The sequence below is a fragment of the Pedobacter sp. Hv1 genome, from assembly GCF_001412215.1.
In the GTDB taxonomy this organism is placed as follows: Bacteria; Bacteroidota; Bacteroidia; order Sphingobacteriales; family Sphingobacteriaceae; genus Pedobacter.
The window spans coordinates 643,685-666,494 of the sequence record NZ_LLWP01000009.1 but is presented as its reverse complement, the minus strand read 5'-3'; the positions used below and the strand labels follow the sequence as shown (position 1 = coordinate 666,494).

General features: G+C 35.8%; 16 protein-coding genes. 7 read left to right on the top strand and 9 right to left on the bottom strand.

The window, feature by feature from the left end; translation table 11 throughout:
• Both AQF98_RS22400 and AQF98_RS19040 read left to right on the top strand, forming a co-directional pair.
• On the top strand, positions 1-144 hold a 144-nt coding region (locus AQF98_RS22400; protein WP_152969698.1), incomplete at its 5' end, for a type IX secretion system membrane protein PorP/SprF.
• A 231-nt stretch (positions 145-375) separates the two neighbouring features.
• Complete coding sequence (locus tag AQF98_RS19040; protein ID WP_055133541.1) at positions 376-2,550, top strand: penicillin acylase family protein; 2,175 nt, start codon at positions 376-378, stop codon at positions 2,548-2,550.
• Between the two features lie 192 nt (positions 2,551-2,742).
• On the opposite strand, the gene AQF98_RS19035 is transcribed toward AQF98_RS19040, so the two are convergent.
• The 4 genes from AQF98_RS19035 to AQF98_RS19020 form a co-directional block, all read right to left on the bottom strand.
• Positions 2,743-4,584: a M56 family metallopeptidase gene (locus AQF98_RS19035; protein WP_055133540.1), complete on the bottom strand. Its 1,842-nt coding sequence runs from the start codon at positions 4,582-4,584 to the stop codon at positions 2,743-2,745.
• A 74-nt stretch (positions 4,585-4,658) separates the two neighbouring features.
• On the bottom strand, positions 4,659-6,857 hold the full coding sequence (locus AQF98_RS19030; RefSeq protein WP_055133539.1) for a M56 family metallopeptidase: 2,199 nt from the start codon (positions 6,855-6,857) through the stop codon (positions 4,659-4,661).
• A gap of 2 nt (positions 6,858-6,859) precedes the next feature.
• On the bottom strand, positions 6,860-7,222 hold the full coding sequence (locus AQF98_RS19025) for a BlaI/MecI/CopY family transcriptional regulator (protein ID WP_055133538.1): 363 nt from the start codon (positions 7,220-7,222) through the stop codon (positions 6,860-6,862).
• Positions 7,223-7,371: 149 nt separating this feature from the next.
• Complete coding sequence (locus AQF98_RS19020; protein WP_055133537.1) at positions 7,372-8,106, bottom strand: O-methyltransferase; 735 nt, start codon at positions 8,104-8,106, stop codon at positions 7,372-7,374.
• Positions 8,107-8,147: 41 nt separating this feature from the next.
• Here AQF98_RS19020 and AQF98_RS19015 point away from each other — a divergent pair, with 41 nt between their 5' ends.
• The 3 genes from AQF98_RS19015 to AQF98_RS19005 are packed head-to-tail and all read left to right on the top strand — an operon-like array spanning position 8,148 to position 11,132.
• On the top strand, positions 8,148-9,014 hold the full coding sequence (locus tag AQF98_RS19015) for a transglutaminase-like domain-containing protein (RefSeq protein ID WP_055133536.1): 867 nt from the start codon (positions 8,148-8,150) through the stop codon (positions 9,012-9,014).
• Between the two features lie 21 nt (positions 9,015-9,035).
• Positions 9,036-9,734, top strand: a complete 699-nt coding sequence (locus tag AQF98_RS19010) for a ComF family protein (RefSeq protein ID WP_055133535.1) — start codon at positions 9,036-9,038, stop codon at positions 9,732-9,734.
• Positions 9,735-9,749: 15 nt separating this feature from the next.
• On the top strand, positions 9,750-11,132 hold the full coding sequence (locus AQF98_RS19005) for a right-handed parallel beta-helix repeat-containing protein (RefSeq protein ID WP_082435175.1): 1,383 nt from the start codon (positions 9,750-9,752) through the stop codon (positions 11,130-11,132).
• Positions 11,133-11,229: 97 nt separating this feature from the next.
• Here the strand turns inward: AQF98_RS19005 and AQF98_RS19000 are convergent, their stop codons facing one another.
• Together AQF98_RS19000 and glyA are read right to left on the bottom strand one after the other, a co-directional pair.
• Positions 11,230-14,019, bottom strand: a complete 2,790-nt coding sequence (locus AQF98_RS19000) for a PAS domain S-box protein (protein ID WP_055133533.1) — start codon at positions 14,017-14,019, stop codon at positions 11,230-11,232.
• 12 nt (positions 14,020-14,031) lie between these two features.
• Positions 14,032-15,303, bottom strand: coding sequence for a serine hydroxymethyltransferase (gene glyA, locus AQF98_RS18995; RefSeq protein WP_055133532.1), 1,272 nt, complete (start codon positions 15,301-15,303; stop codon positions 14,032-14,034).
• A 328-nt stretch (positions 15,304-15,631) separates the two neighbouring features.
• On the opposite strand from glyA, the gene dxs reads away from it, so the two are divergent.
• Positions 15,632-17,560 (top strand): 1-deoxy-D-xylulose-5-phosphate synthase, encoded by a 1,929-nt coding sequence (gene dxs, locus AQF98_RS18990; RefSeq protein ID WP_055133531.1) that lies wholly within the window; start codon positions 15,632-15,634, stop codon positions 17,558-17,560.
• Between the two features lie 83 nt (positions 17,561-17,643).
• A complete protein-coding gene (locus AQF98_RS18985; RefSeq protein ID WP_055133530.1) occupies positions 17,644-18,573 on the top strand; it encodes a GDP-L-fucose synthase in 930 nt (309 codons plus the stop codon).
• Between the two features lie 11 nt (positions 18,574-18,584).
• On the opposite strand, the gene AQF98_RS18980 is transcribed toward AQF98_RS18985, so the two are convergent.
• From AQF98_RS18980 to AQF98_RS18970, 3 genes are all read right to left on the bottom strand, one after another.
• On the bottom strand, positions 18,585-20,525 hold the full coding sequence (locus AQF98_RS18980) for a nucleoside-diphosphate sugar epimerase/dehydratase (protein ID WP_055133529.1): 1,941 nt from the start codon (positions 20,523-20,525) through the stop codon (positions 18,585-18,587).
• A 398-nt stretch (positions 20,526-20,923) separates the two neighbouring features.
• Positions 20,924-21,592 (bottom strand): outer membrane beta-barrel protein, encoded by a 669-nt coding sequence (locus AQF98_RS18975; RefSeq protein WP_055133528.1) that lies wholly within the window; start codon positions 21,590-21,592, stop codon positions 20,924-20,926.
• A 233-nt stretch (positions 21,593-21,825) separates the two neighbouring features.
• Entirely contained in the window at positions 21,826-22,791 is a 966-nt protein-coding gene (locus AQF98_RS18970; RefSeq protein ID WP_055133527.1) for a glycosyltransferase family 4 protein, read from the bottom strand.
• Positions 22,792-22,810 lie beyond the last annotated feature (19 nt).

Below are 22,810 nucleotides of genomic sequence, written 5' to 3'. Positions count from 1 at the left end.
AACCAGAGCGCAACCTTTGGCCTGGGACTGGACATTAAGAAAAGGTACCTGGTATCGGGGATGTACACCACACAGACCTCTGAGCTTAGTGGTTACACCAATGGCAGCTTCGAGCTCAACCTCAGGGTAAACCTCGCTAAATAGAAACAATTATTACCCACAATAAACAAAAGCAGCCCCAAAGGCTGCTTTTGTCATTCTAGAGCATCTAACCATTTCTTGGGTTGCAACAAAATAAGATGGCATCGTGTTTTAAAAGAATACCCATCCCCCATTATATGATCGTATATCACAAGTAGATTTATTCTTTACTTTTAAAAATATTTCACAATTTAGCCCTATACTATATTGCTATAGCTTTTATAATAACCAAATATGAAAAAATTAATCGTCCTACTTTTATTGCCCCTCTCCCTTTTCGCTCAAAAATTCACTCAGCCAGAAATTGCGGCATTCGAGGCACAGGCTAAAAAAGTAACTATTATCAGAGACAATTGGGGTATACCACATGTATATGGCAAAAGCGATGCTGATGCCGTTTTCGGTTTGTTGTATGCTCAATGTGAAGACGATTTTAAAAGAGTAGAACTTAATTATATAGAAAAATTAGGCCGTCTTTCTGAAATAAATGGCGAAAAAGATATTTTTAACGATTTACAGATCCGTTTACTCATAGACACCACCGAAGCCATTGCCGATTATCAAAAGGCACAACCTTGGTTAAAAAAGTTATTGCATGCTTATGCAGATGGCATTAACTATTATCTTTATAAGAACCCGCAGATTAAACCAGCTTTATTAACACGTTTTAAGCCCTGGTATGCCTTATTATGGACCGACGGAAGTATTGGTGCCATCAACACTGCAGACTTAACGGTAACCGAACTAAAAAAGTTTTACTCTGGCGATTATACACCAACTGCTTACGTTCCAGTAATCAAAGACCAACAAAGTGGTTCTAATGGTTTCGCTTTTGCACCATCAATTACCGAAACTGGAAATGCGATTTTATACATCAATCCACATACTACCTTTTATTTTAGACCAGAGGTACAAATGCAGAGCGAAGAAGGCTTAAATGCTTATGGCGCTGTAACATGGGGACAGTTCTTTGTTTATCAAGGATTTAATGAACATTGTGGATGGATGCACACCTCTAACAATGTTGACATTGCGGATATGTATGCTGAAAAAATTACCAAGACTGACAAAGGATTATTCTATGAATATGATAAAAAGAAATTCCCAGTTACCCAAAAGAAGGTAAATATTCGTTATATGGATGGTGGCACATTAAAAACAAAAAGTTTTAACACCTATTTTACCAACAAAGGCCCCATTATGGCCATAAGAGATGGGAAATGGATTAGCCTGAAATCTAAGAACAGAAATACACAAAGTTTGGTACAAAGCTGGGTACGTACCAAGGCTAAAAGTTTTGAAGATTACCAAAAAGCAATGGATTTAAAAGCCAATGCCTCTAACAATACGGTATATGCCGATGCACAGGGAAACATTGCCTATTGGCATGGCAATTTTATTCCTATTAGAAATCCAAAATACAATTGGGCAGATGTAGTAGATGGCTCAACTTCTGCAACTGCATGGAAAGGTTTACATGCAGTTAAAGATATGGTGCATGTATATAATCCGGCTAATGGCTGGTTACAGAACTGTAACTCCACTCCTTTTAGTGTAGCAGGTAAAAACAGCCCAATAAAAGCCAACTATCCTAGTTATATGGCACCAGATGGGGAAAACTTTAGAGGTGTTGCAGCTACAAAATTATTGAACAAACCACAGAAATATACTTTAGATAAAGTAATTGCTACTGGTTACGATACTTATTTACCAGCATTTGAGGTACTGGTACCTGCTTTATTAAAGGCTTATGCCCAATTGCCACAAAGTGATCCTTTATTGGAAGAATTGAAGGCACCAATTGCGGTTTTAAAAGACTGGGACTATCGTTCTGGAGAGAACTCACAAGCCGCAGCATTGGCATTAGAATGGGCACCCAAATTAAACCCAATTATCCAAAAGGTTTATATAGATCCTGGAGAGAAAGACCAGGTTGAAAACACTTTGGCCTTTGCAGCAAGTGCAAGACCTAACGAATTATTAGATCCGTTAAAAGCTACCATTTCCGATCTGAACAAACGCTTTGGTAAATGGCAAGTTACTTGGGGAGAAATTAATCGTTTTCAACGTTTAACAGGCGCCACTAACGAAAAATACGATGACAACTTAGCCAGTTTCCCAGTTGGTTTTGGATCGGCCTTATGGGGACAATTGCCTTCTTACCGCAGCAATCCATTTAAAACCAATAAACGTTATGGCTTTAGTGGCAATAGTTTTGTTTGCGCAGTAGAGTTTGGCAAAAAAGTAAAGGCTAAATCTATTTTGGCCGGAGGCAATAGTGGAAATCCTAATTCCAAACATTTTAACGACCAAGCTTTAATGTATAGCAAAGGGCAATTTAAAGATGTTTTGTTCTACAAAGAGGATGTAGTTAAAAATGCGGAAAAGACTTACCAACCAGGAAATTAGTAACAGCCCAATAAGATATTAAAAAAGAGATGCCATCCTGAACTTGTAGGATGGCATCTCTTTTTTGTAATTGAATGTTTCAAGCTCTACAGTCGGGGAACTGACCAAAACCACTGAAGTTCCCCGTTACTGAAGCGCTATAACTTTAAATATAGCTTTAGTAAACTTTCAAACTATATGATAACAAATAATTTACTGATGTTTTGAGAAGAAATTATCTAATAAAAAGACTCCCTCTGAGACGGTACCTTTCTTGGTTAACATATTGTATTCTATTTTGTCTCCCTTAACTGGAGCATTATTCAATTCTGTGATGGCTCCAGCGTATACAGTAACTGTATTCTTTTTTTGATTGACCTCAATTTTCTTCCCGGTTAAAACAACATCATCCAATTTAATCCTAGCATTACCATAAAGGATAAAACCATCTTTTGTTTTTAAAGTGGAGTCTTGCGCCAGATAATCCCATTTCTTATTTAAGTCTTCTTCAGCTTTCAACTTCTCTTTTTCCACTTTAACACCATTCGTCACAAACGTACCTTTTTTCAAGTCACAAATAATCGATTCGGCTTTGACTACCTCTCCATCTTTTGCTGTCAAAGTAGCCGTTTTTGCAGTAATTATTCCCGCAAGCTCGTCGTAGGTAATATCTTCCGCAACTAATATCATATCAAAAACTTCCATCTTGCCTTGTTTGATATAAGATATCTGCTTTTTGGCATCAACAGTTAAACTTGCAGAACTGATCAATCTTGGCCTATTTCGTTTTAAACTATCTTCGTTCTTTTTACTAAGTTCATCATTAACAATGTAGGTTCCCCGTTTCAGATCAAATACAATTACCTTTCCATTTACAGCTGCACTATCCTTTTGCTTAAATGTAGCATTATATCCAATTAACACTTGCGTTTTGAGATTGGATTCTACTTCTTTGGCCATTAAGACTCCATTAAACAGCTTAACTTTTGCCCCATATAAATGGTTGATTTCACCATTGCTGTCTAAAAAAGCACCATTCATAGAGATGATCTTTGGCGTAAGGTAATCTTTAGTTCTTTTTTCAAGGGCTTTATCTTCAGCATTAACCGGGTTATGCTTGGACATGAACTGCTGTATATCTTGGACATGGTTTGGACTGGCGTATACCACTTCTACAGTAAATGCCCAAATTAAGCCCAAACCAATTGGCAGGGCCAATAAATAGGTTAATTTACTTTTATGTTCTGATTTGGCATTAAACAACATTTTTATCCGTGCCTTAATTGGGCTTTTCACGAAGTTATGAATTAATGGACTTGAGTTTTTGCTTACTGCCAACTTCAACAAGAGGTTTGCATAAGATTCTGTCCCAAAATTTGTTGAAGTTGTTTCATCTGCCTCATATTCATGGGTTTCTTCCAAAAACTGATCATACAGGTAAATAATGGGATTAAACCATAACACAGCTTTGGCCACCAGCATAATAATTTTATCAATAGAATGGTATTGTTTGGCATGTACTTCTTCGTGTCTTAATAGAACTTTAAGTTCTTCCTCCGTTAAGCTAGCCTGATCTATAAACACATAATTGAAAAAAGAGCAGTTGGTAAATCCAACATTTTTGGGAACAAGTTTTAGTCCATTTATTTTTTCAGACTTCACTCTCGTATGTTTAAATAACTGGTACAATCTCCACGCTGTAATCAACAATAACCCTACAACAACAATGGCATATAAATAAGGTAGTAAACTATACCAATTAAAGCTTTGTTCTACAGCTACTGGTTCTAATTTAAGGCGCATGTTAGACATTTGCTGATTGTAACCTTCAGATTCTTCTTCAAACAATACCGCATAACTCGCTTTTTGAACTGGTTCAATAATCCGCTCTATGGTAAATTGTAGTGCAGGAATTACAAAACTTAATAGTAAACTAGCTAACAGATAGAATCGGTTAGTTTTAAAAAAAGTGAGCTTTCTTAAAAACAACAGGTAAAATGTGAACAATAGTGCCATGCAAGCACTTACTTTTAAAAGGTAGAGCAATAATTCCATATTAGTATTTTAGTTCATTTTTTTGTCAATTGCTTCATCCTATCCTCTTCAAACAATTAGCTAGTTACTCGCTTTTACTTATTGGTAACTGTATATTTCTTGGTACTATAATCAAACTCAATCAGATCGCCCGATACATTCAATCCAGCTGCATCTGTTAAAATTGCGTGACGTGCTTTAATGAGATTGGAATTTTTATTGACCTCTACAGATTTTGCATTGAACATCAATCCATCAATATTCAATTTTACATTACCTGATAAATAGAGGGTATTTAAGAACGTGTTTACCCTAACAGAATCAAGGGCCTTATAACTCATTTTTGATAAAAGGTTATAAACTGCAGATGTCGTTTTACTCTCCAAAGAAGGGTTACTGGTTTGATAAGTACCTGTTTTTAGCGCAAACGTAATTTGCTCACTCTTGATCAAATCGCCTCTTTTTGTTTTTAGCAAGCCATTTTGTGCAATAATCAACTCATGCTCCATATCCCAAATGATGTTTTCGGCTTCTAATTTATCGCCTGAAATTTCCATCAATCCGTTTTTGATATAATTGATCTTTTTTTTGCTATCGACACTAACATTGGTTGACGATATTAATTTAGGTTTAACAGCGATGAGTTTAACTTTATTTTCATCACGCTCAACCGGAACAAGAACCCCTTCAACCCCATTTACCTTCATTTTCATTGTTGTTGCTTTCGGCCACGCATCAATTAATACTTTATCATTCTTAATTAACTTAAAGCTACTGACTACCGGAAAATCGCTCTCCTTTTGATGGGTACTAAATATATTAACAGACACTTCTTCACCTTTGGCAACTATTTCATCCAATGGTTTAGCTAATTTTGTTTCTACAAGGATTTTGAAGACCTCTCCTGTAGGGGTTTTAAGCATCAAACCATTGATCGAATTTGAACCTGGAGCATAAGTAAATTCCTCTATTTTACCTGTTATAGTGGAACTATTATACTTTTGGTAAGTCGTTCTGGCAGTTGATCCATACTTAGAAAGTTTTGGCTCATTGCCAAACCAAAATACATAGTCGGTCATTGATTTTGGTAAATTGGCGATTTCATAATTATAGCCCCCACCAATACCATTTACCAATGGAATATTTTTAATAAAAGCCGCGTCAAACTTCTCCGCCTCAGCTTCCGAATATAATTTATCATTAATATAGAACCAGAGCTTAAAATTCATTTTCGTATCATTCTTGCCATAACCAATATGCGCATATAATGGCCTACCATTGGTGTTAATTGTAATTTTCTCTTTCTTAACTCCTTTAATATCTATTACTGTTGCTTTTTCTATAAATGGTTTATTCTCAACAATAGTTTGATTTTTAACTAAACCTTTAACATTTGCATATACAACTTCGGTTGCCAACAACCATATCAGTCCTAACCCTATAGGAAAGACCAATAAATACCTTAATTTCTTCATGTTTTTTGATTTTGAATTGAATAACATTTGTATTCTTTTTTTAATTGGACTTTTCACAAAGTTGTGCACTAACGTTGTGGTATTTTTACTTACAGCTAGCTTCAATAACAGACTTGCATAGGGCTCTGTACCAAAAGCTGTAGAGGTGGCTTCATCTGCTTCATATTCATGTGCCTCTTCTAAGGCTGTATCATACAGGTAAACGATCGGATTAAACCATAAAACCGATTTGGCAATCATCATAATTACCTTATCTATGGAATGATATTGTTTAACATGAACTTCTTCATGCCTCAACAAAACCCTAAGCTCCATTGCTGTTAAACTATCATGATCTATAAAAACATAGTTGAAGAATGAGCAATTGGTAAATCCTTTATTTTTGTGGACCAGTTTCAAGCCATTCAATTCTTCGGTTTTTTGTCTAGTGTGCCTATACAGTTGAAATAAACGCCTAGCTGAAATAATCAGTAGCCCTAATGCAATTGTCGCATATAAATAGGGCAATAACACATACCAATCAAACCTTTTTTCGACAATGACGGCTGGTGCTTGTGTTTGCTGTAAAGGAGTTGCCAACGTTGGCACCGTGATGTTTTCACTTTGTAAGACAAAAGAACGGTCAACTGCTTCCACCTGTGTTGCTTCTCTTTCTATAGTGAATTGTAAAGTTGGAATAACAAAACTTAACAATAAAGTAAACAGCAGATAAAAGCGATTGATCTTGAAAAAAGTCAACTTTCTCAACACCAGCAGATAAATGGCAAAAAACAATACCATACAAACACTCGCTTTTAGCAAGTAGCCCAGTAGTTCCATTGCTATGATTTTTTATTGATCAATGCCTTAAGTTCTTCTATATCTGCTGCACTCAGTTTTTCCTCTTTTACCATAAAAGATAACAAGCTGCTTGGCGAATTATCGAAATAACCAGAAAACATTTTTGAGAAAGTAGTTTTAGTATAGTCTTCCTTGCTAATGGCCGGAAAGTACTCGTAGGTTTTACCATAAGCCTTATAACTTACATAGCCCTTTTTTTCTAAGAGCCTAACAATAGACGAGATGGTATTGTAAGGTGGCTTAGGCTCTTCGTCCAATTCATCAATAATATCTTTTACAAATGCGTTTTGTAACTTCCACAAAACCTGCATGATCCGTTCTTCTGCCTTAGTTAATTCTTCCATAAACTAAATCTATAACTTATTTTTCAGTTATACAACTACAAAATCAGTTATTAAACATAAGTCACTTATAATCAAGTAAATAATTTTACTTGAACAAAAAATAAAGAAAGATTTTAAAGAAAGAAGATTGAAAAAGGCTTAACAACAGTTTAAAATTTCAATTTAAAATGTTCTTTAGCCTGCCCTTTTCTAAAATAGACCAAGCCAAGCCAAAATAAATCTATTGTAATACTTACTTGCGGGTGGTTTTTAATGGTTTGCCAAGCACTTTGCATTTCTTCATTCCAATAAATCTGGTCGAAGATAATTACGGTATGTTCATTTGCTTTTGTTAGGCACAAATTAAAGGCGGTTAAAGAAAAATCTTTATCATTTTTGCCTCCAATATAAACAAGGTCAAGTGTTGTGGTTTTCGCTATTGCCATTTTAAATGTTTCTTCAAGCTTACCAAGCTCTAGAGTTGTATTGTTTACACCAATTGTAGCTAAATTTTGTTTGGTTAATCTAGCCACCTCTGCTGTATCTACTAGGGCAAGTACGTTTGCATTAACACAAGCTTTTGCCAAATAAGCCGTAGTTATTCCAAAACCTGTACCTATTTCAATCAACTGTTTGGGCTGATGGTAAGCCACTAAACGAAACACTAATTGTAATAACCTAGGGCTTCTTAAATCATTTTTTGCTCGTTTACCTACCTTACTGGCGGTTTTATCGTCATTTAAAAGTTTTTTTCGTTGCGCTTCAATCTCCTCATATACTTTTTTTGAAGAAAAATCGTAAATTACCTCATCAGCTAACTTGTAAACGAACGGAGAATGTGTGCCGTGTCTAGTTTTAGCCTTAAGGCGATGCCTGAAGTAAGCTGAGATATACTTAAAACCCATGGCCAAAAATAGGCAAACTGAAAATTGTAATTTGCATTTTAATGGAAAATCTTGCAGAAATTGATGCGCTTCTTAAATTATTAGATGATCCTGATGAAGAAATTTATCAGCATGTGCAACAGCGCCTGCTGGGCTATGGAAATGAAGCCATCAGTTATTTAGAAAATGCTTGGGAACAATCGCTAGATACTTTATTGCAAGAGCGTATTGAAAATATAGTACACACTATCCAATTCAATAATGTTAAAGAAGATCTTAATTTATGGTACCAAAGTGGGGCCTTTGATCTTTTACAAGGGGCATTGGTTATTAACCGCTATCAATATCCTGATTTGGATGAACAAACGATTATCAACCAAATTGAGGAAATTAAAAGAGAAATTTGGCTGGGTTTACAGCTGGAAATGAGTTCCATTGAAAAAATTAAGCTGATTAATCATATTTTTTACAATCAATATGGCTTTAGTGGCAATACTAAAAACCATCACGACCCTCAAAACTCTTACTTAAACCAAGTATTAGAAAGTAAAAAAGGCAATCAGATTTCTTTGGCAATTATATATGCTACACTTGCCCAAAAACTCGACATCCCCGTGTATGGTGTTAATTTACCACAACATTTTATTCTAGGCTATATAGATGAGAATAACAATGAAAAAGAGTATGGGGTATTATTTTACATCAATGCTTTTAATAAAGGTGCAATTTTTGGGAAACATGATGTAGACCAATTTTTACGTCAGCTCAATTTAGAGCCACAGCCCGGCTTTTATTCTCCATGCAGCAATACTGAAATTATTCGGCGTGTAATTCGTAATTTAATTTCAGCTTACGAGAACCTTGGCGCTACAGACAAGGTAGAAGAATTAAAAGAACTGCAAGATATTTTAACTGAGAACACACTATAAAATCCATTAATCATTTAATGCATGCTCCAGATTAACCGCCTAGTTTTGGATACGATTAGTCTTCTCTTTCCAGAGCTCTGCAATGCTTGTGGCACAAATTTATATGGTGGTGAAAAGGAAATCTGTACCAAGTGTTTATATCATTTGCCTTATACAGACTACCATATCTATCCCGAAAATAGGGTAGCTAAACAATTATGGGGTCGTTTGCCTTGTAATGCTGCTATGGCCATGTTATACTTTAAAAAGGGAACAAGGGTACAAAACCTGATCCATAGCTTAAAATATAAAGATAAAATAGACGTTGGTGTAAAACTTGGCCATTTATTAGGCACAAGACTAAAATTAGGTAGTGTATATGATAACATTGATCTGGTAATCCCTGTTCCACTACACCAAAAAAAAGAAAGACAAAGAGGTTATAACCAAAGTAAGTATATTGCAGACGGAATTGCAGATGCGCTAAACATCTCGGTTAGCACAACACATTTACTACGCAACAAACAAACGGAAAGCCAAACCAAAAAATCGAGGTATACCCGTTATCAAAATATGGAAACGGTATTTGGCCTTCAAAATACAAGTGAATTAAAAGACAAGCATATTTTGTTGGTTGATGATGTAATCACCACAGGAGCTACACTAGAAGCATGTGGTAGTTCGTTATTAAATGGTGGAATAAAAAAATTAAGCGTTGCTGCCCTTGCATTTGCAGAATAAATTAAGCTAAACTATATGCGATTAAAGATACTTTTCATATGCCTAATTGCCCTTTTCTTTGCTGCATGCAACAAGGATGAGGATATTACTGCAGATATGAATGCCAAAATATCTTTTTCTACTGATAGTATCTTATTTGATACGGTGTTTACTTCTATTGGCTCTACCAGCAGACGTTTAAAAATATACAACCGCAATCCAAAAGCCATTAACATTAGCCATATCAAATTAAGCGGTGGAAGTACATCTCCATTTAGCCTAAACATTAATGGACAAGCTGTTACTGAAGCCGATCTGATTAAACTAAATGGAAATGACTCTATCAATGTTTTTGTTAAGGTAAGCATCAATCCAACTACGCAGAACCTACCTTTTATTGTACAAGATTCTATCTTACTTTATTACAATGGCAATAAACAAAGTATCCCTTTGGTTGCGTATGGTCAAAATGCAATTTTTGTAAATGGTGTTAGTATTAAAGAAAATACGGTTTGGGATAGCAAGCTGCCCTACCTGATTTATAAATCTGTAAGTATTGAAGAAAATGCCAGTTTAACTATAGAACCAGGCACAAAAGTACTTTTCCATAGCAATGCAACCATGAGTGTAAAGGGTACATTAATTGCAAATGGAACAAAAAAAGACAGTGTTCTTTTTGCCAGCGATAGGTTAGAAAAAATGTATGCAGACGAGCCTGGGCAATGGAATGGCATCCACCTTTATCCACAGAGCAAAAATTCGATACTCAACTATGCTATTATTAAAAATGGAGTAGCTGGCCTTACTGTCGATTCTTTGTCTCGCAACAATAAACCAAAATTATTGCTCACCAATACAAAGATTAAAAATATGGAGGTTGTTGGCTTTCTAGGCTATCAAACAGAACTCACTGCTTTTAATAATCTCTTCACCAATTGCGGACAATACTTACTCTATGCTGTTGGAGGTGGAAAATACAATTTAAAACAAAATACTTTTGCCGCACTTAACACCAATTATCCTCGTAAAACCGCTGCTGTATATATCTCTGATTTTGTAAGTAACTCGCAGTACGATAATTTAAACATAGATTTTCAAAACAACATTGTATGGGGTAATTTGCTTGATGAGTTTCAAATAGATAAAAAAGCCCCTCAAACCACACTATTGAGTATAGTTAAAAACAATTTACTCAAAAGCAGCCAAGGTAGTTTATTAGGCAATGGCAATATGTTAAATGTCGATCCGCTTTTTATCAATCCTTTAACGGGTAATTTTAATTTGAATAAAGCGAGTCCAGCTTTAAAGAAAGGTATAGATCTAAGTAATGATATTTACTTTGGCTCTTATCTAACCAAAGACCTTAATAACAAAACTAGAATATTCCCCTATGATATAGGCTGTTATGAAAATAAATAGAAAAAAATAAGGCTAAATAAAAACAAAAGATAAAAACCGACGTTTATAATATCGAGAGCGTTAATTTAGATGGTAAGGGTCGGTACTTTGTAATGAACTACCGGCCCTTTACTTTAAAGTAAGTTCCTAGAACGGCTTTAATCTCTTCGGGGTTAAATGGTTTTAAAATATGTCCATCCATACCCGATTCCTTAAACTTTCTGTTTTCGTTATGTAGTGTTGAAGCGGTTAAAGCTATAATTGGCAGTTTTTTATAGTAGTCGCCATCTAGATCCCTGATAATTCTTGTGGTATCAAATCCATCTATTCCCGGCATCCTAATGTCCATAAATACCAAATCATAAATATTCTCTACAATTTTATTAATTGCCTCTTCTCCACTCGAAGCAAAATCTATAATTAATCCCCATTTGCTTAAAAAACGCTTGGCAATTAAAATATTAACTTCATTGTCATCAACTACCAATATTTTTTTATCTGCAAAACCATTTGGAGAAATAGGTTTCGGTGGAGTGGCTAATTTTGCTGTTTTAGATAAACGATGGAAATTAATAGAGAAAGAGAACTTTGTGCCTTTGCCTTCTGTACTTTCAACGTTGATTTCAGATTGATAAAGTTTTAATAATTTCTTTGTAATGGCAAGCCCTAAGCCAGTACCGCCATATTTTCTCGAAATATCTGTTCTGGCTTGTGTAAAGGTCTCAAAAATATAAGATTGTTTATCTTGCGGGATACCGATACCTGTATCCATAATCTCGAAATAGATCTGTGCCTCTTTTCTCTCGTTCTCTTGTAGTTTAATAATTAACTCTACTTTCCCTTTATCTGTAAACTTAATGGCATTGCCTAATAAGTTAACAATGATTTGGTAAAGCCTCGTTTTATCTCCTAATAACTGTTCTGGGATCCTATCATCATAGATCAGACTTAAAGAATTACCTCTTTTACTTGCGTTAACCTGTAAAGAGTTAATGATATCAACACTTAAAGTATGTAGATCAAAAGGAACTGTTTCCAATTCTAAATTCCCCGTTTCAATTTTTGTAAAATCGAGAATGTCATTGATGATATTGAGCAGGTTCTCTCCAGAAAACTTTAGAATATTCAGGTCATCAATTTGCGATGCCAGTGGGTCGTTCTCTAAAAGGAGGTGAGTCATTCCAATTACTGCATTTAAAGGCGTTCTAATCTCATGGCTCATCACAGAAAGGAACATTTCCTTGGCTTCGCTAAGTTGTATGGCTTGCTCTCTGGCTTCAACCATTTCTTTTTCTACCTGCTTGCGCTGGGTAATATCGATAATTAGCTCTACCTGTCGCTCTAATTGTCCTTGTGCATTAATAATTGGTGTATTTGATGCCGATAACCAAACTGGTGTACCATCTTTCTTTAAAGCTAACACTTCAATAGTTGATGCCTGCTTGTTAAATGCCTTACTTCTAGCGGTTAGAATAGTTGCCCGATCTGTTTCAGTAGTAGATAAAACATCTCCCAAAATTTTACCTTTGAGCTCTTCTAATGAATAACCTGTTAAATCTTCTAGGGCCTTATTTACCCAAGTAATTTCACCCTTTTCATTTGCTATAGTTACACCTGTATTAGATTTACTGGCAACCAATGATAAAACCTGAAGTTCTTCTTCGGCCTTTTTCTTTTCTGTAATGTCAATGATAATTTCAACCTCGGTTTCTACCCTCCCCTCATCGTCTAACACAACGGTATTATAAATTGACAACCAAATTGGGCGTTTATCTTTGCGATAAGCCAATAAATCGACCGTGAAAGATTGTTTTTGTTGGGTTAAAGCCCTTGCACTCTCAATTAACGACCAGTCTGTTTCCGGACCACTAATGAGATCGCCTAATGGCCTACCCTGCAAGTCGTCTAAACTGAAACCGGTAATTTTTTCGAATGCTTCATTTACCCAAGTCACATTGTTTTGAGCATCGTTAATTACTACCCCATTATTTACCTTACTGGCTACAAAAGATAGTTTGGTGAGTTCGTTTTCTACCTTTTTTGTTTCTGTAATATCTCTACCGTAACAATACCAGCGGTCGTCTTTGGCAACCATACTCCAGCCAATCCATTTAAACTGGCCAGTTTTGCTTACCAATCTAAAATCGATGCTAAATTGTTTGATTTTATTTTTAAGCCCTTGCTCAACTGCATAAACAATCCTATTCACATCATCTCGATGGCAATAGCTCCACATGCTCTGACCAATGGTCTCTTCTACGCTGTATTGAAGTAGGTGGGTTACCGCATTATTGATAAATAAAATGGCCCCACTTCTATCTAGTATACAATGGATTTCTGGCGATACCATAAAGATATCGATAAACTCTTCAAAACGTTTGGTTTGAGATTGGAGCTGGCTATTTCTCCTTTTTAATGCCAATTGGGCAATCACCTGTATCGCTAGGGTTTCAAGTCCTTGCCGCTGTTGTAAAGTTAATTCTCGGGGAACAATATCTAATACACACAAGCAGCCTAATGCAAAACCATCTGCATCTCTTAGTGGTGCGCTCACATAGAACCTTATTTTTGGCTCATTAACCACCATTGGGTGGTTGGCCAATCTTTCATCCTCCAATGCATTCTCGACCACAAAAACATGATCAAGAAACATGGTATGCTGACAAATGATATCCTGATCTCTGGGGTATCTTTGTTGTTGTAGATCAAAACCAACTGCAGATTTCAAGATAATCTCGGTCCGATCAACCAAGGTAACATAGGCTATAGGTGCATACGCAATTTGTGCAGCAAGTTTAACCAGGTTGTCTAACTCATGTTCTAACCCTTCTCCTAAAATATCATAAGAATACAGTGCCGCAAGACGCTGTTCCTCATTTTCAGGAGAAGGGATAGGGTTGTTAAACATGTTAGACAAAAGTTATTTATACAATGGGAAGTTACTAACTAAAGCTTGTACTTTCACCTTAACTTGTGCTAAATTATTTTCATCTTCAGGATTGGTCAATACCTCGTCTATCAAATCAACGATCTGTGCCATTTCACTTTCCTTAAAACCTCTACTTGTAATGGCAGCGGTACCTACACGCATTCCAGAGGTTACAAATGGTGATTTATCATCAAAAGGAACCATGTTTTTATTTACAGTAATATCTGCTTTCTGCAATGCACCTTCTGCAACCTTACCTGTAATGTTCTTATTGCGAAGATCGATCAACATCAAGTGGTTATCAGTGCCTCCAGAAATAATACCATAACCTTTAGCTACAAAAGCTTTGGCCATGGCTTGTGCATTTGCGCCTACTTGTTTAATATAATTTAAATACTCGTCGGTTAAAGCTTCTCCAAAAGCAATGGCTTTAGCCGCAATAATATGTTCTAATGGACCACCTTGTGTACCAGGAAAAACAGCCATATCTAACAAAGCAGACATCATTTTTGTTTCTCCTTTAGGTGTTTTTAATCCCCATGGATTTTCAAAATCTTTACCCATCATAATCATCCCACCACGTGGACCACGTAAAGTTTTATGCGTTGTGGTGGTTACAATATGGCAATGTGGTAGTGGATTAGCCAATAAACCTTTAGCTATAAACCCTGCAGGGTGAGAAATATCTGCCAATACCAAAGCACCAATCTGGTCTGCTACTTTACGGATAAAAGCATAATCCCATTCTCTAGAATAAGCCGAGGCACCACAGATAATCAATTTTGGTTTTTCTGCTAAAGCTACTTCTTCTAATTTGGCATAATCAATTAAACCATCTTCCTTTTTAACCCCATAAAAATGAGGCTCGTATAATTTACCCGAAAAATTTACTGGAGAACCATGTGTTAAGTGTCCACCATGAGAAAGATCAAAACCTAAAATTTTATCTCCAGGTTGAATCACTGCTAACATTACAGCGGCATTAGCCTGTGCACCAGAATGTGGTTGTACGTTTACCCATTCGGCTCCGAAAAGTTCTTTAGCTCTTTCAATAGCTAAATTCTCTATTTCATCTACCACTTGGCAACCACCATAATAACGCTTTCCTGGCAATCCCTCTGCGTATTTATTGGTTAATACAGAACCTGCAGCTTCCATTACCTGTTTGCTCACAAAGTTTTCTGATGCAATTAGCTCAAGACCATGCTCTTGTCTATCTAATTCTTTTTCAATTAAATCAAAAATTAAAGTATCTCGTTTCATTATGGGAATGTTATTTTTTGGTAAAAATAACTATTTTTTGCTTAAATTAAGGATAGAATAGTGGTCATTCTGGTGCAAAGCCAAAAATGCGGTTATTCACAATATAGGCTACCTCATCAACCAGTTATTTTTTACCAAACAATCTATTTGCCTACCTTCTCAGCACTGCATAGAACCCCATTAAAAGTAAGTTTAAACAAAAGAAAATGTTGTGAATATACACGATCAGCATAATGTGCAGTAAATAACAGACTAATGATTAAAATTTGAAACGATTCTTAATAAAAGTATTAAACAAAATACCGTAATTTGTACTTTTAAATATTGCATGGAAGTTAAAACCGGAGCCTTATTATCGAAAATTAATTACCCAATTGATTTAAGACAATTTGGCGAACAAGATTTAGAGCAAATCTGCCAGGAGTTACGTCAATACATTATTGATGTTGTGAGTGTTAATGGGGGGCATTTTGGCGCAAGTTTGGGTGTGGTAGAACTAACTGTGGCACTACATTATGCATTAAACACTCCTTACGATAAATTGGTATGGGATGTTGGGCATCAAGCTTATGGGCATAAGATTTTAACTGGAAGAAGAAGCCAGTTTCACACCAACCGGATCATCAATGGCATTAGCGGTTTCCCTAAAATTAGCGAAAGTGAATACGATACTTTTGGTGTAGGCCATTCTTCAACTTCCATTTCTGCTGCGCTGGGTATGGCTGTTGCCTCTCATTACAAGGGAGAAAAAGACAGACAACATGTTGCTGTTATTGGCGACGGTGCCATGACCGCTGGTTTAGCTTTTGAAGGTTTAAATCATGCTGGTATAGAAAATTCTAACCTATTGGTGATTTTAAATGACAACTGTATGTCTATCGATCCCAATGTTGGAGCACTTAAAGAATATTTAACGAGCATTACCACTTCTAAATCATATAATCGCTTTCGCGATGACGTGTCGCATGTGCTGAGCAAGCTTTCTGAGCTTGGTCCGAATGCACACAAGTATGTAAAAAAGATAGAAAAAAGCATTAAGGGCACTTTATTGAAACAAAGTAATTTGTTTGAGGCACTTAATTTTAGATACTTTGGTCCGGTTGATGGACACGATGTAAAACGTTTAGCATCCATTATCAAAGACCTTTCTGCCATACCTGGCCCTAAGCTGTTACATTGCGTAACCGTAAAAGGTAAAGGTTTTGCTTTGGCCGAAAAAGACCAGACCAAATGGCATGCACCGGGTTTGTTCGATAAGATTACGGGTGAGATTAAAAAATCAGTTCCAGACAAACCGCAGCCACCAAAATATCAAGATGTTTTTGGGCATACCATTGTAGAATTGGCAGAAGCCAACCAGAAAATTGTTGGCATTACACCAGCAATGCCATCTGGTTCTTCTTTAAACATAATGATGAAAGCAATGCCTGATCGAGCATTTGATGTGGGTATTGCTGAACAACATGCCGTTACCTTCTCTGCCGGATTGGCTACACAAGGCTTGGTCCCTTTCTGTAATATCTACTCTAGTTTTATGCAGAGGGCATACGACCAAGTAATCCACGATGTCGCTATCCAGAACCTGAATGTAGTCTTTTGTTTAGACAGAGCCGGCTTAGCTGGAGCAGATGGAGCGACCCACCATGGTGCTTACGACTTAGCCTTTATGCGCTGTATTCCGAATATGATTGTTGCCTCTCCTATGAACGAAGAAGAGTTGCGCAACTTGATGTATACTGCCCAACAAGAAAACATTGGCCCATTTACTATTCGTTACCCACGTGGAAGTGGTGTAATGCCAGACTGGAAACGTCCGTTCAAAGCATTAGAAATTGGCAAAGGCCGAAAAATTTCTGATGGCGAAGATGTAGCTATTTTATCAATAGGCCATGTTGGAAATTTTGCAGTAGAAGCCTGTCAAGAATTGAATAGTGAAGGTATACATCCTGCACATTACGACTTAAGGTTTGTTAAACCATTAGATGCTGAATTGTTACATGAAGTATTTAAACGTTATGCCAATGTAGTTACCATTGAAGATGGCTGTATACAGGGTGGAATGGGAGGTGCAATTCTTGAGTTTATGGCAGACCACAACTATCAAGCTAATGTAGTGAGATTGGGTATACCAGACGAGGTTATTGAACATGGCGAACAACCAGAGCTTTGGGCAGCATGTAAGTATGATACCGCTGCAATTATCAATACAGTTAAGCAAATAGCTGTACGTAGAACTACCAAAACAATAGCTTCTTAAAAAGTCTTTCATCCAAAAAGTATCGAGACAGATGTTTCATTTAAGATGATGGCTTTTAAAGAATAACAAAATCATAAATAACATTGGAAAAGAATTCTAAAGTATATGTTGCTGGGCATAGAGGGATGGTTGGTTCGGCAATTTACCGTAAATTACAAAGAGAAGGTTTTACCAATTTGGTTACCAGAACTTCGGCCGAATTAGACTTGAGAGATCAGCAGGCAGTTGCAGCTTTCTTTTTAGCTGAAAAACCTGATTATGTTTTTTTGGCGGCGGCAAAAGTTGGTGGTATTATGGCCAATAATATTTATAGAGCTGATTTTTTGTATGAGAATCTGTCTATTCAAAACAATGTGATCCACCAGTCGTATATAAATGGAGTTAAAAAGTTAATGTTTTTAGGTTCTAGCTGTATCTATCCCAAATTAGCCCCACAACCACTTAAAGAAGAATATCTGCTTACCGGTTTGTTAGAAGAAACCAATGAACCCTATGCAATTGCTAAAATTGCAGGCATTAAAATGTGTGATGCTTATAGGGCCCAATATGGTTGTAATTTCATTTCGGCAATGCCAACTAATTTATATGGGTATAATGACAACTATCACCCTCAAAACTCTCATGTGCTACCTGCTTTAATCAGAAAATTTGACAAGGCCAAAAGAAATGGCGACCCAACTGTTACCATTTGGGGTTCTGGCACTCCTATGCGTGAATTCTTATTTGCGGATGACTTGGCAGAGGCCTGCTACTTTTTAATGCAGACTTATAGCGAACCACACTTAATTAACATCGGTACTGGAGAAGATCTGACGATTAAAGACTTGGCGCTCCTGATTCAGAAAGTGGTTGGTTTTGAAGGCGAATTGCAATTCGATGCTAGTAAACCTGATGGTACGCCTAGAAAATTAATGGATGTGAGCAAATTACATGCATTGGGTTGGAAACATCAAATAGAGCTAGAGGAAGGCTTAAAATTAGCCTACCACGACTATTTAAACAATAACAGCTAGTATTACAAGGCTTATTTATTGAGCTGATCTAATTCTTCGAAAATAGAGTTTTTGCTTTTAAACTCTGTTACCAGGTCTTTCATACAAATTACAACGCTACGGTCGTTATTCTGTTTAGCTAACGCAATGAGCTCATAGATTTGAGATTCTATTTCAGAAAAAACATACTGGCGCACCATTCCTATCATGATCTTTTCATGATGCGTAGGCATTGTATTTTCATGGTCGTTCAATAATTCTTCAAATAGCTTTTCTCCAGGTCTTAGTCCAGAATATTGAATTTTAATATCTTGATTAGGCACCAAACCGGCCAATCGGATCATTTTTTTAGCGAGTTCTACAATTTTCACAGATTTACCCATATCGAAAATAAAGATCTCTCCACCTTTACCCATACAACCTGCTTCCAATACCAAACGGCAGGCCTCAGGAATAGTCATGAAATAGCGGGTAATTTCAGGGTGTGTTACCGTAACTGGGCCTCCCTTTTCTATTTGCTGTTTAAACCTTGGTATTACAGAGCCATTAGAACCCAATACATTTCCAAAACGAGTAGTAATAAATTTGGTAATGGGTTTTACATTTAGATCATTGATATAGCTTAATCCATTGCTAAAGATAAAATCTTCTGTACTTAAGGAATTGTTTAAAGACTGTACATAAATCTCTGCAATTCGCTTAGAAGCGCCCATAATATTGGTTGGATTAACCGCTATATCAGTAGAGATCATTACAAATTTCTGTACGCCATGTTTCACCGATAGATCTGCAATGGTCTTTGTACCCATTACATTTGTTTTAATCGCCTCAGAAGGATTATCTTCCATCAAAGGTACATGTTTATAAGCGGCGGCATGATAAACGTAATGTGGCTTGTAAGTTTCAAAAAGATGATTCATCCGTTTTTCATCTTTTACATCACCTACAAAGGCATGGAAATTTGTATTGTTATAGGTTTCTGTTAGTTCTAGATAAATATGATGCAAGGCGGTTTCTGAATGATCGCATAAAACAATCAGGCCAGTTTCAAAATTCATCAATTGCCTTACTACCTCACTACCAATAGATCCTGCAGCCCCAGTAATCAAGATCCGTTTATTTTTTAACTGATTTTGGATTCCATCAGTGTCAATCTGTATAGGCTTCCTATTTAACAGATCCTCGATATTGATATGCTGAATTTGTTTGGTATGTAAAACTCCACCCATCCATAAATCTGCTGGTGGAATATTCAATACAATAATATCATGGTCCAAACAGATATCTACAATATGATTTTTACGTTCATTCGGAATACTATATGATGCAAAAATCAATTCATCTACCTGATGTTCTACAATTAGATCTTCTAATCTGGATGCATTCAATATTTTAATACCATCAATGGTCTTCCCTACTTTTCGCTCATCATCATCTACAAAAGCAATAATGGTTTTATTTACTTTGGCATCATGGTCAAATGTACGTTTAGTGGCTATCCCTGCCTCTCCAGCACCATATACAATTACCTTTCTTTTATCAAGCGTTAAATTCTTGATGTACATAAAAAAGTATTTGATCAAAACGCGATAGGTAATGAGCAGTAAAAACGAAGTTAAGCCATTTACAAAAAGGAGTTTATTTGAAATGAGCGGCGTATGGGTTACAGCTATAAAACCAAGGTTGAGAAATACGAAGCTCATATTGCTTAGCAATACCGCAAACAACACCCTAAAAGTATCTTGTGCACTTGTATATCGAATAATACCGGCGTATGTTTTAACGTTATAAAACACAACGATATTGAAAAAAGTTAAGATGAGGGTATTTCTACTAAAGACAGCATAATCAATACTCGTAATGTCTAGATTATGTGTTAAAAGATGAGCAGTGGTTAAAGAAATTATACAAATCCCCAAATCCAACATCAAAATAACCCAGCGAGGGACAATATTGATTTTACCTAGCGTCATTCTTTAAGTATAAGTGTTTTATCAAAACTACAAATTATTTAACTGTTATCCGTTGTAAATACCTATACCAATCAAAATATTTACTTAATTAGAAATTATATTTTTATTTATTTAAGCAATTTTTACGCCAAGCATTTATGCATAGCACCCGCTTTTAGACATAATAAGTCACATATAAAATAAACATAGAGGCTAAATAAAGTTAAAACAAAGCAAATTTAACTATAAAGCAAATTTTACAGAATCATGCGTCAAAAAAGTAAATTATTTTCTAATAAGTTTAAGCCAATATAAAACCTTATAACATGTATTATGCTGCTCAACTTGATTAGTTAAGTGTATAAAAGAAAGGACATGTAGCCGAGTAAAAAGTTGCTCAGCCTGTATAAAAGTTTAAATTACAACCTTCTTTTTGATTGATCTAAACCAATAGCCCCGAAATTATAACGCAACCCAATAGAGAAAAAAGAGTACCTGTCTTTAGAATTACTTTTCAAATCATATTCTCCATCCATCCCATCTTCAAAAGATAAGGCTGTTTGATAGTTAACATTAACCATTACCCGAGAATATTCTTGCCATTTTCTTTGTAAATTGATATTAAAACCTACATTTAAAGGTAAAATTATTTCTTTATGAACGAAATGATCTACTTTATTGGGCAGTGATATATCTACTTTATTATCAATAGCACCAAGGCCGGCACCAATATAAAACCCCTTTAAATTTCTCCAAACAAATGAGTCCAGTTGCTCATCGTTTAAAAACTGTCCCAACTGCATTCTTCCATTAAAAGCTATGGTTTTGTAATTATTATTGAATGATCTTACACCTAGCTCTCCCCCTTTTAGTTGGCCAGATTGAAATTCGAAACCAAGGTTCATATAGGGTGTAAAATAATAGTCGATTACGCCTGCATATGCATAACCAATTCTTTTTTTATCCGAATCGCCATAGGTTAGCGTTCCACCTACATTTACACCGGTACTCCATTTATAAAAATTGGTTTGTGCATTGATATGAATAGCAAATAAGAAAAAGATGGAAAAAAATAAAAGTCGTTTCAAAGGGTGTGTAGGTTTGTAGCTTTTAATAGTTATAAAACTAAAATTAGCCTTGTTTATTATAGAAGAGCCACAAAATTGCTGCCAATTCTAATTTTTTGCAAAAATAAAGCTTTATTCAATAAAATTTCTATTATTTCAGATTAGCTATTTATTTGTCTATTGTGAGCGCAATTCATTTGCATTCAATAGCCTATAAAAGCAGGTAGTTAACCATGCGATAATTTATAGGATTGTTAGCTTAAAGGCTCAACAACTTTTATCATTAATCTAGGCTTTAATATCAAATATGTAGCTGTTAATGGCAGTACGGTAATCAATACCAACACCAATGGCGGTAAGTTGCTAAAGATAATCAAGGCAATAATTACCATCTGCAAGATCGCATACCCACTTGCCACTACCAAGTGTGGAACTTTATGTTCATTTGCCAAGAGTTGGTAGAAATGTAATCTATGTGCTTCAAATATATTTTGTTTTAATAGCACACGGTGAAGTATCGTTAACATTGAATCTGCTCCATAGACTGCTAAAAACAGAATATAAATGTAATTACCTGTTTTGAACATTAAACTCAATAACAACCAAATGATCCAATAGGCAATCGTTACACTACCTACATCACCAGCAAAACACTTGGCTTTTTTCCGAAAATTAAAGAAAAGGAACACAATAGATGCGAGTATCGGCAACCAAATAACATCAGCCTGTACAAAATTTACACGATAAGTATTGACATAATAAAGCCCTAAAAGAATAACCAAGCTATATGCTCCATTTATTCCATTAATGCCATCCATAAAGTTATATGAATTAATTGTTCCAATGATGGTTACATACAATACTGCACAAATTAACCAAGAGAACATTCCATACACATTTAAAAATGCAAAGAGCATGCTTACAGCCATTAAATGAAACAGCAACCTGATTTTCCCAGAAAGTGTCAACCTATCATCGGCAAAACTAATTGCACCAATGATCAATAGTCCCAAAACTGGTAACCAGAGTTCTATGTGCAGCACCAATAAAAGAAGTGCTGCAACCACATAAATTACACCACCACCTCTAATGGTAATCCGAGTGTGCGAACTTCGATTGTTGGGTTTGTCAATGATATTAAAATGGTCTGCTATTTTAAAATAAACCAGTTCAGAGGCAAATAATAAGATCAATAATAAGGTAGATAGTAAGAAGCTCATAAAAGGTAGGATGATAACA

Excerpts from the sequence above, each read along its gene's own strand:
- AQF98_RS19040 (WP_055133541.1), top strand. The coding sequence starts at position 376 with ATGAAAAAATTAATCGTCCTACTTTTATTGCCCCTCTCCCTTTTCGCT.
- AQF98_RS19035 (WP_055133540.1), bottom strand. The coding sequence starts at position 4,584 with ATGGAATTATTGCTCTACCTTTTAAAAGTAAGTGCTTGCATGGCACTA.
- AQF98_RS19030 (WP_055133539.1), bottom strand. The coding sequence starts at position 6,857 with ATGGAACTACTGGGCTACTTGCTAAAAGCGAGTGTTTGTATGGTATTG.
- AQF98_RS19025 (WP_055133538.1), bottom strand. The coding sequence starts at position 7,222 with ATGGAAGAATTAACTAAGGCAGAAGAACGGATCATGCAGGTTTTGTGG.
- AQF98_RS19020 (WP_055133537.1), bottom strand. The coding sequence starts at position 8,106 with ATGGGTTTTAAGTATATCTCAGCTTACTTCAGGCATCGCCTTAAGGCT.
- AQF98_RS19015 (WP_055133536.1), top strand. The coding sequence starts at position 8,148 with ATGGAAAATCTTGCAGAAATTGATGCGCTTCTTAAATTATTAGATGAT.
- AQF98_RS19010 (WP_055133535.1), top strand. The coding sequence starts at position 9,036 with ATGCTCCAGATTAACCGCCTAGTTTTGGATACGATTAGTCTTCTCTTT.
- AQF98_RS19005 (WP_082435175.1), top strand. The coding sequence starts at position 9,750 with ATGCGATTAAAGATACTTTTCATATGCCTAATTGCCCTTTTCTTTGCT.
- AQF98_RS19000 (WP_055133533.1), bottom strand. The coding sequence starts at position 14,019 with ATGTTTAACAACCCTATCCCTTCTCCTGAAAATGAGGAACAGCGTCTT.
- glyA (WP_055133532.1), bottom strand. The coding sequence starts at position 15,303 with ATGAAACGAGATACTTTAATTTTTGATTTAATTGAAAAAGAATTAGAT.
- dxs (WP_055133531.1), top strand. The coding sequence starts at position 15,632 with ATGGAAGTTAAAACCGGAGCCTTATTATCGAAAATTAATTACCCAATT.
- AQF98_RS18980 (WP_055133529.1), bottom strand. The coding sequence starts at position 20,525 with ATGACGCTAGGTAAAATCAATATTGTCCCTCGCTGGGTTATTTTGATG.
- AQF98_RS18970 (WP_055133527.1), bottom strand. The coding sequence starts at position 22,791 with ATGAGCTTCTTACTATCTACCTTATTATTGATCTTATTATTTGCCTCT.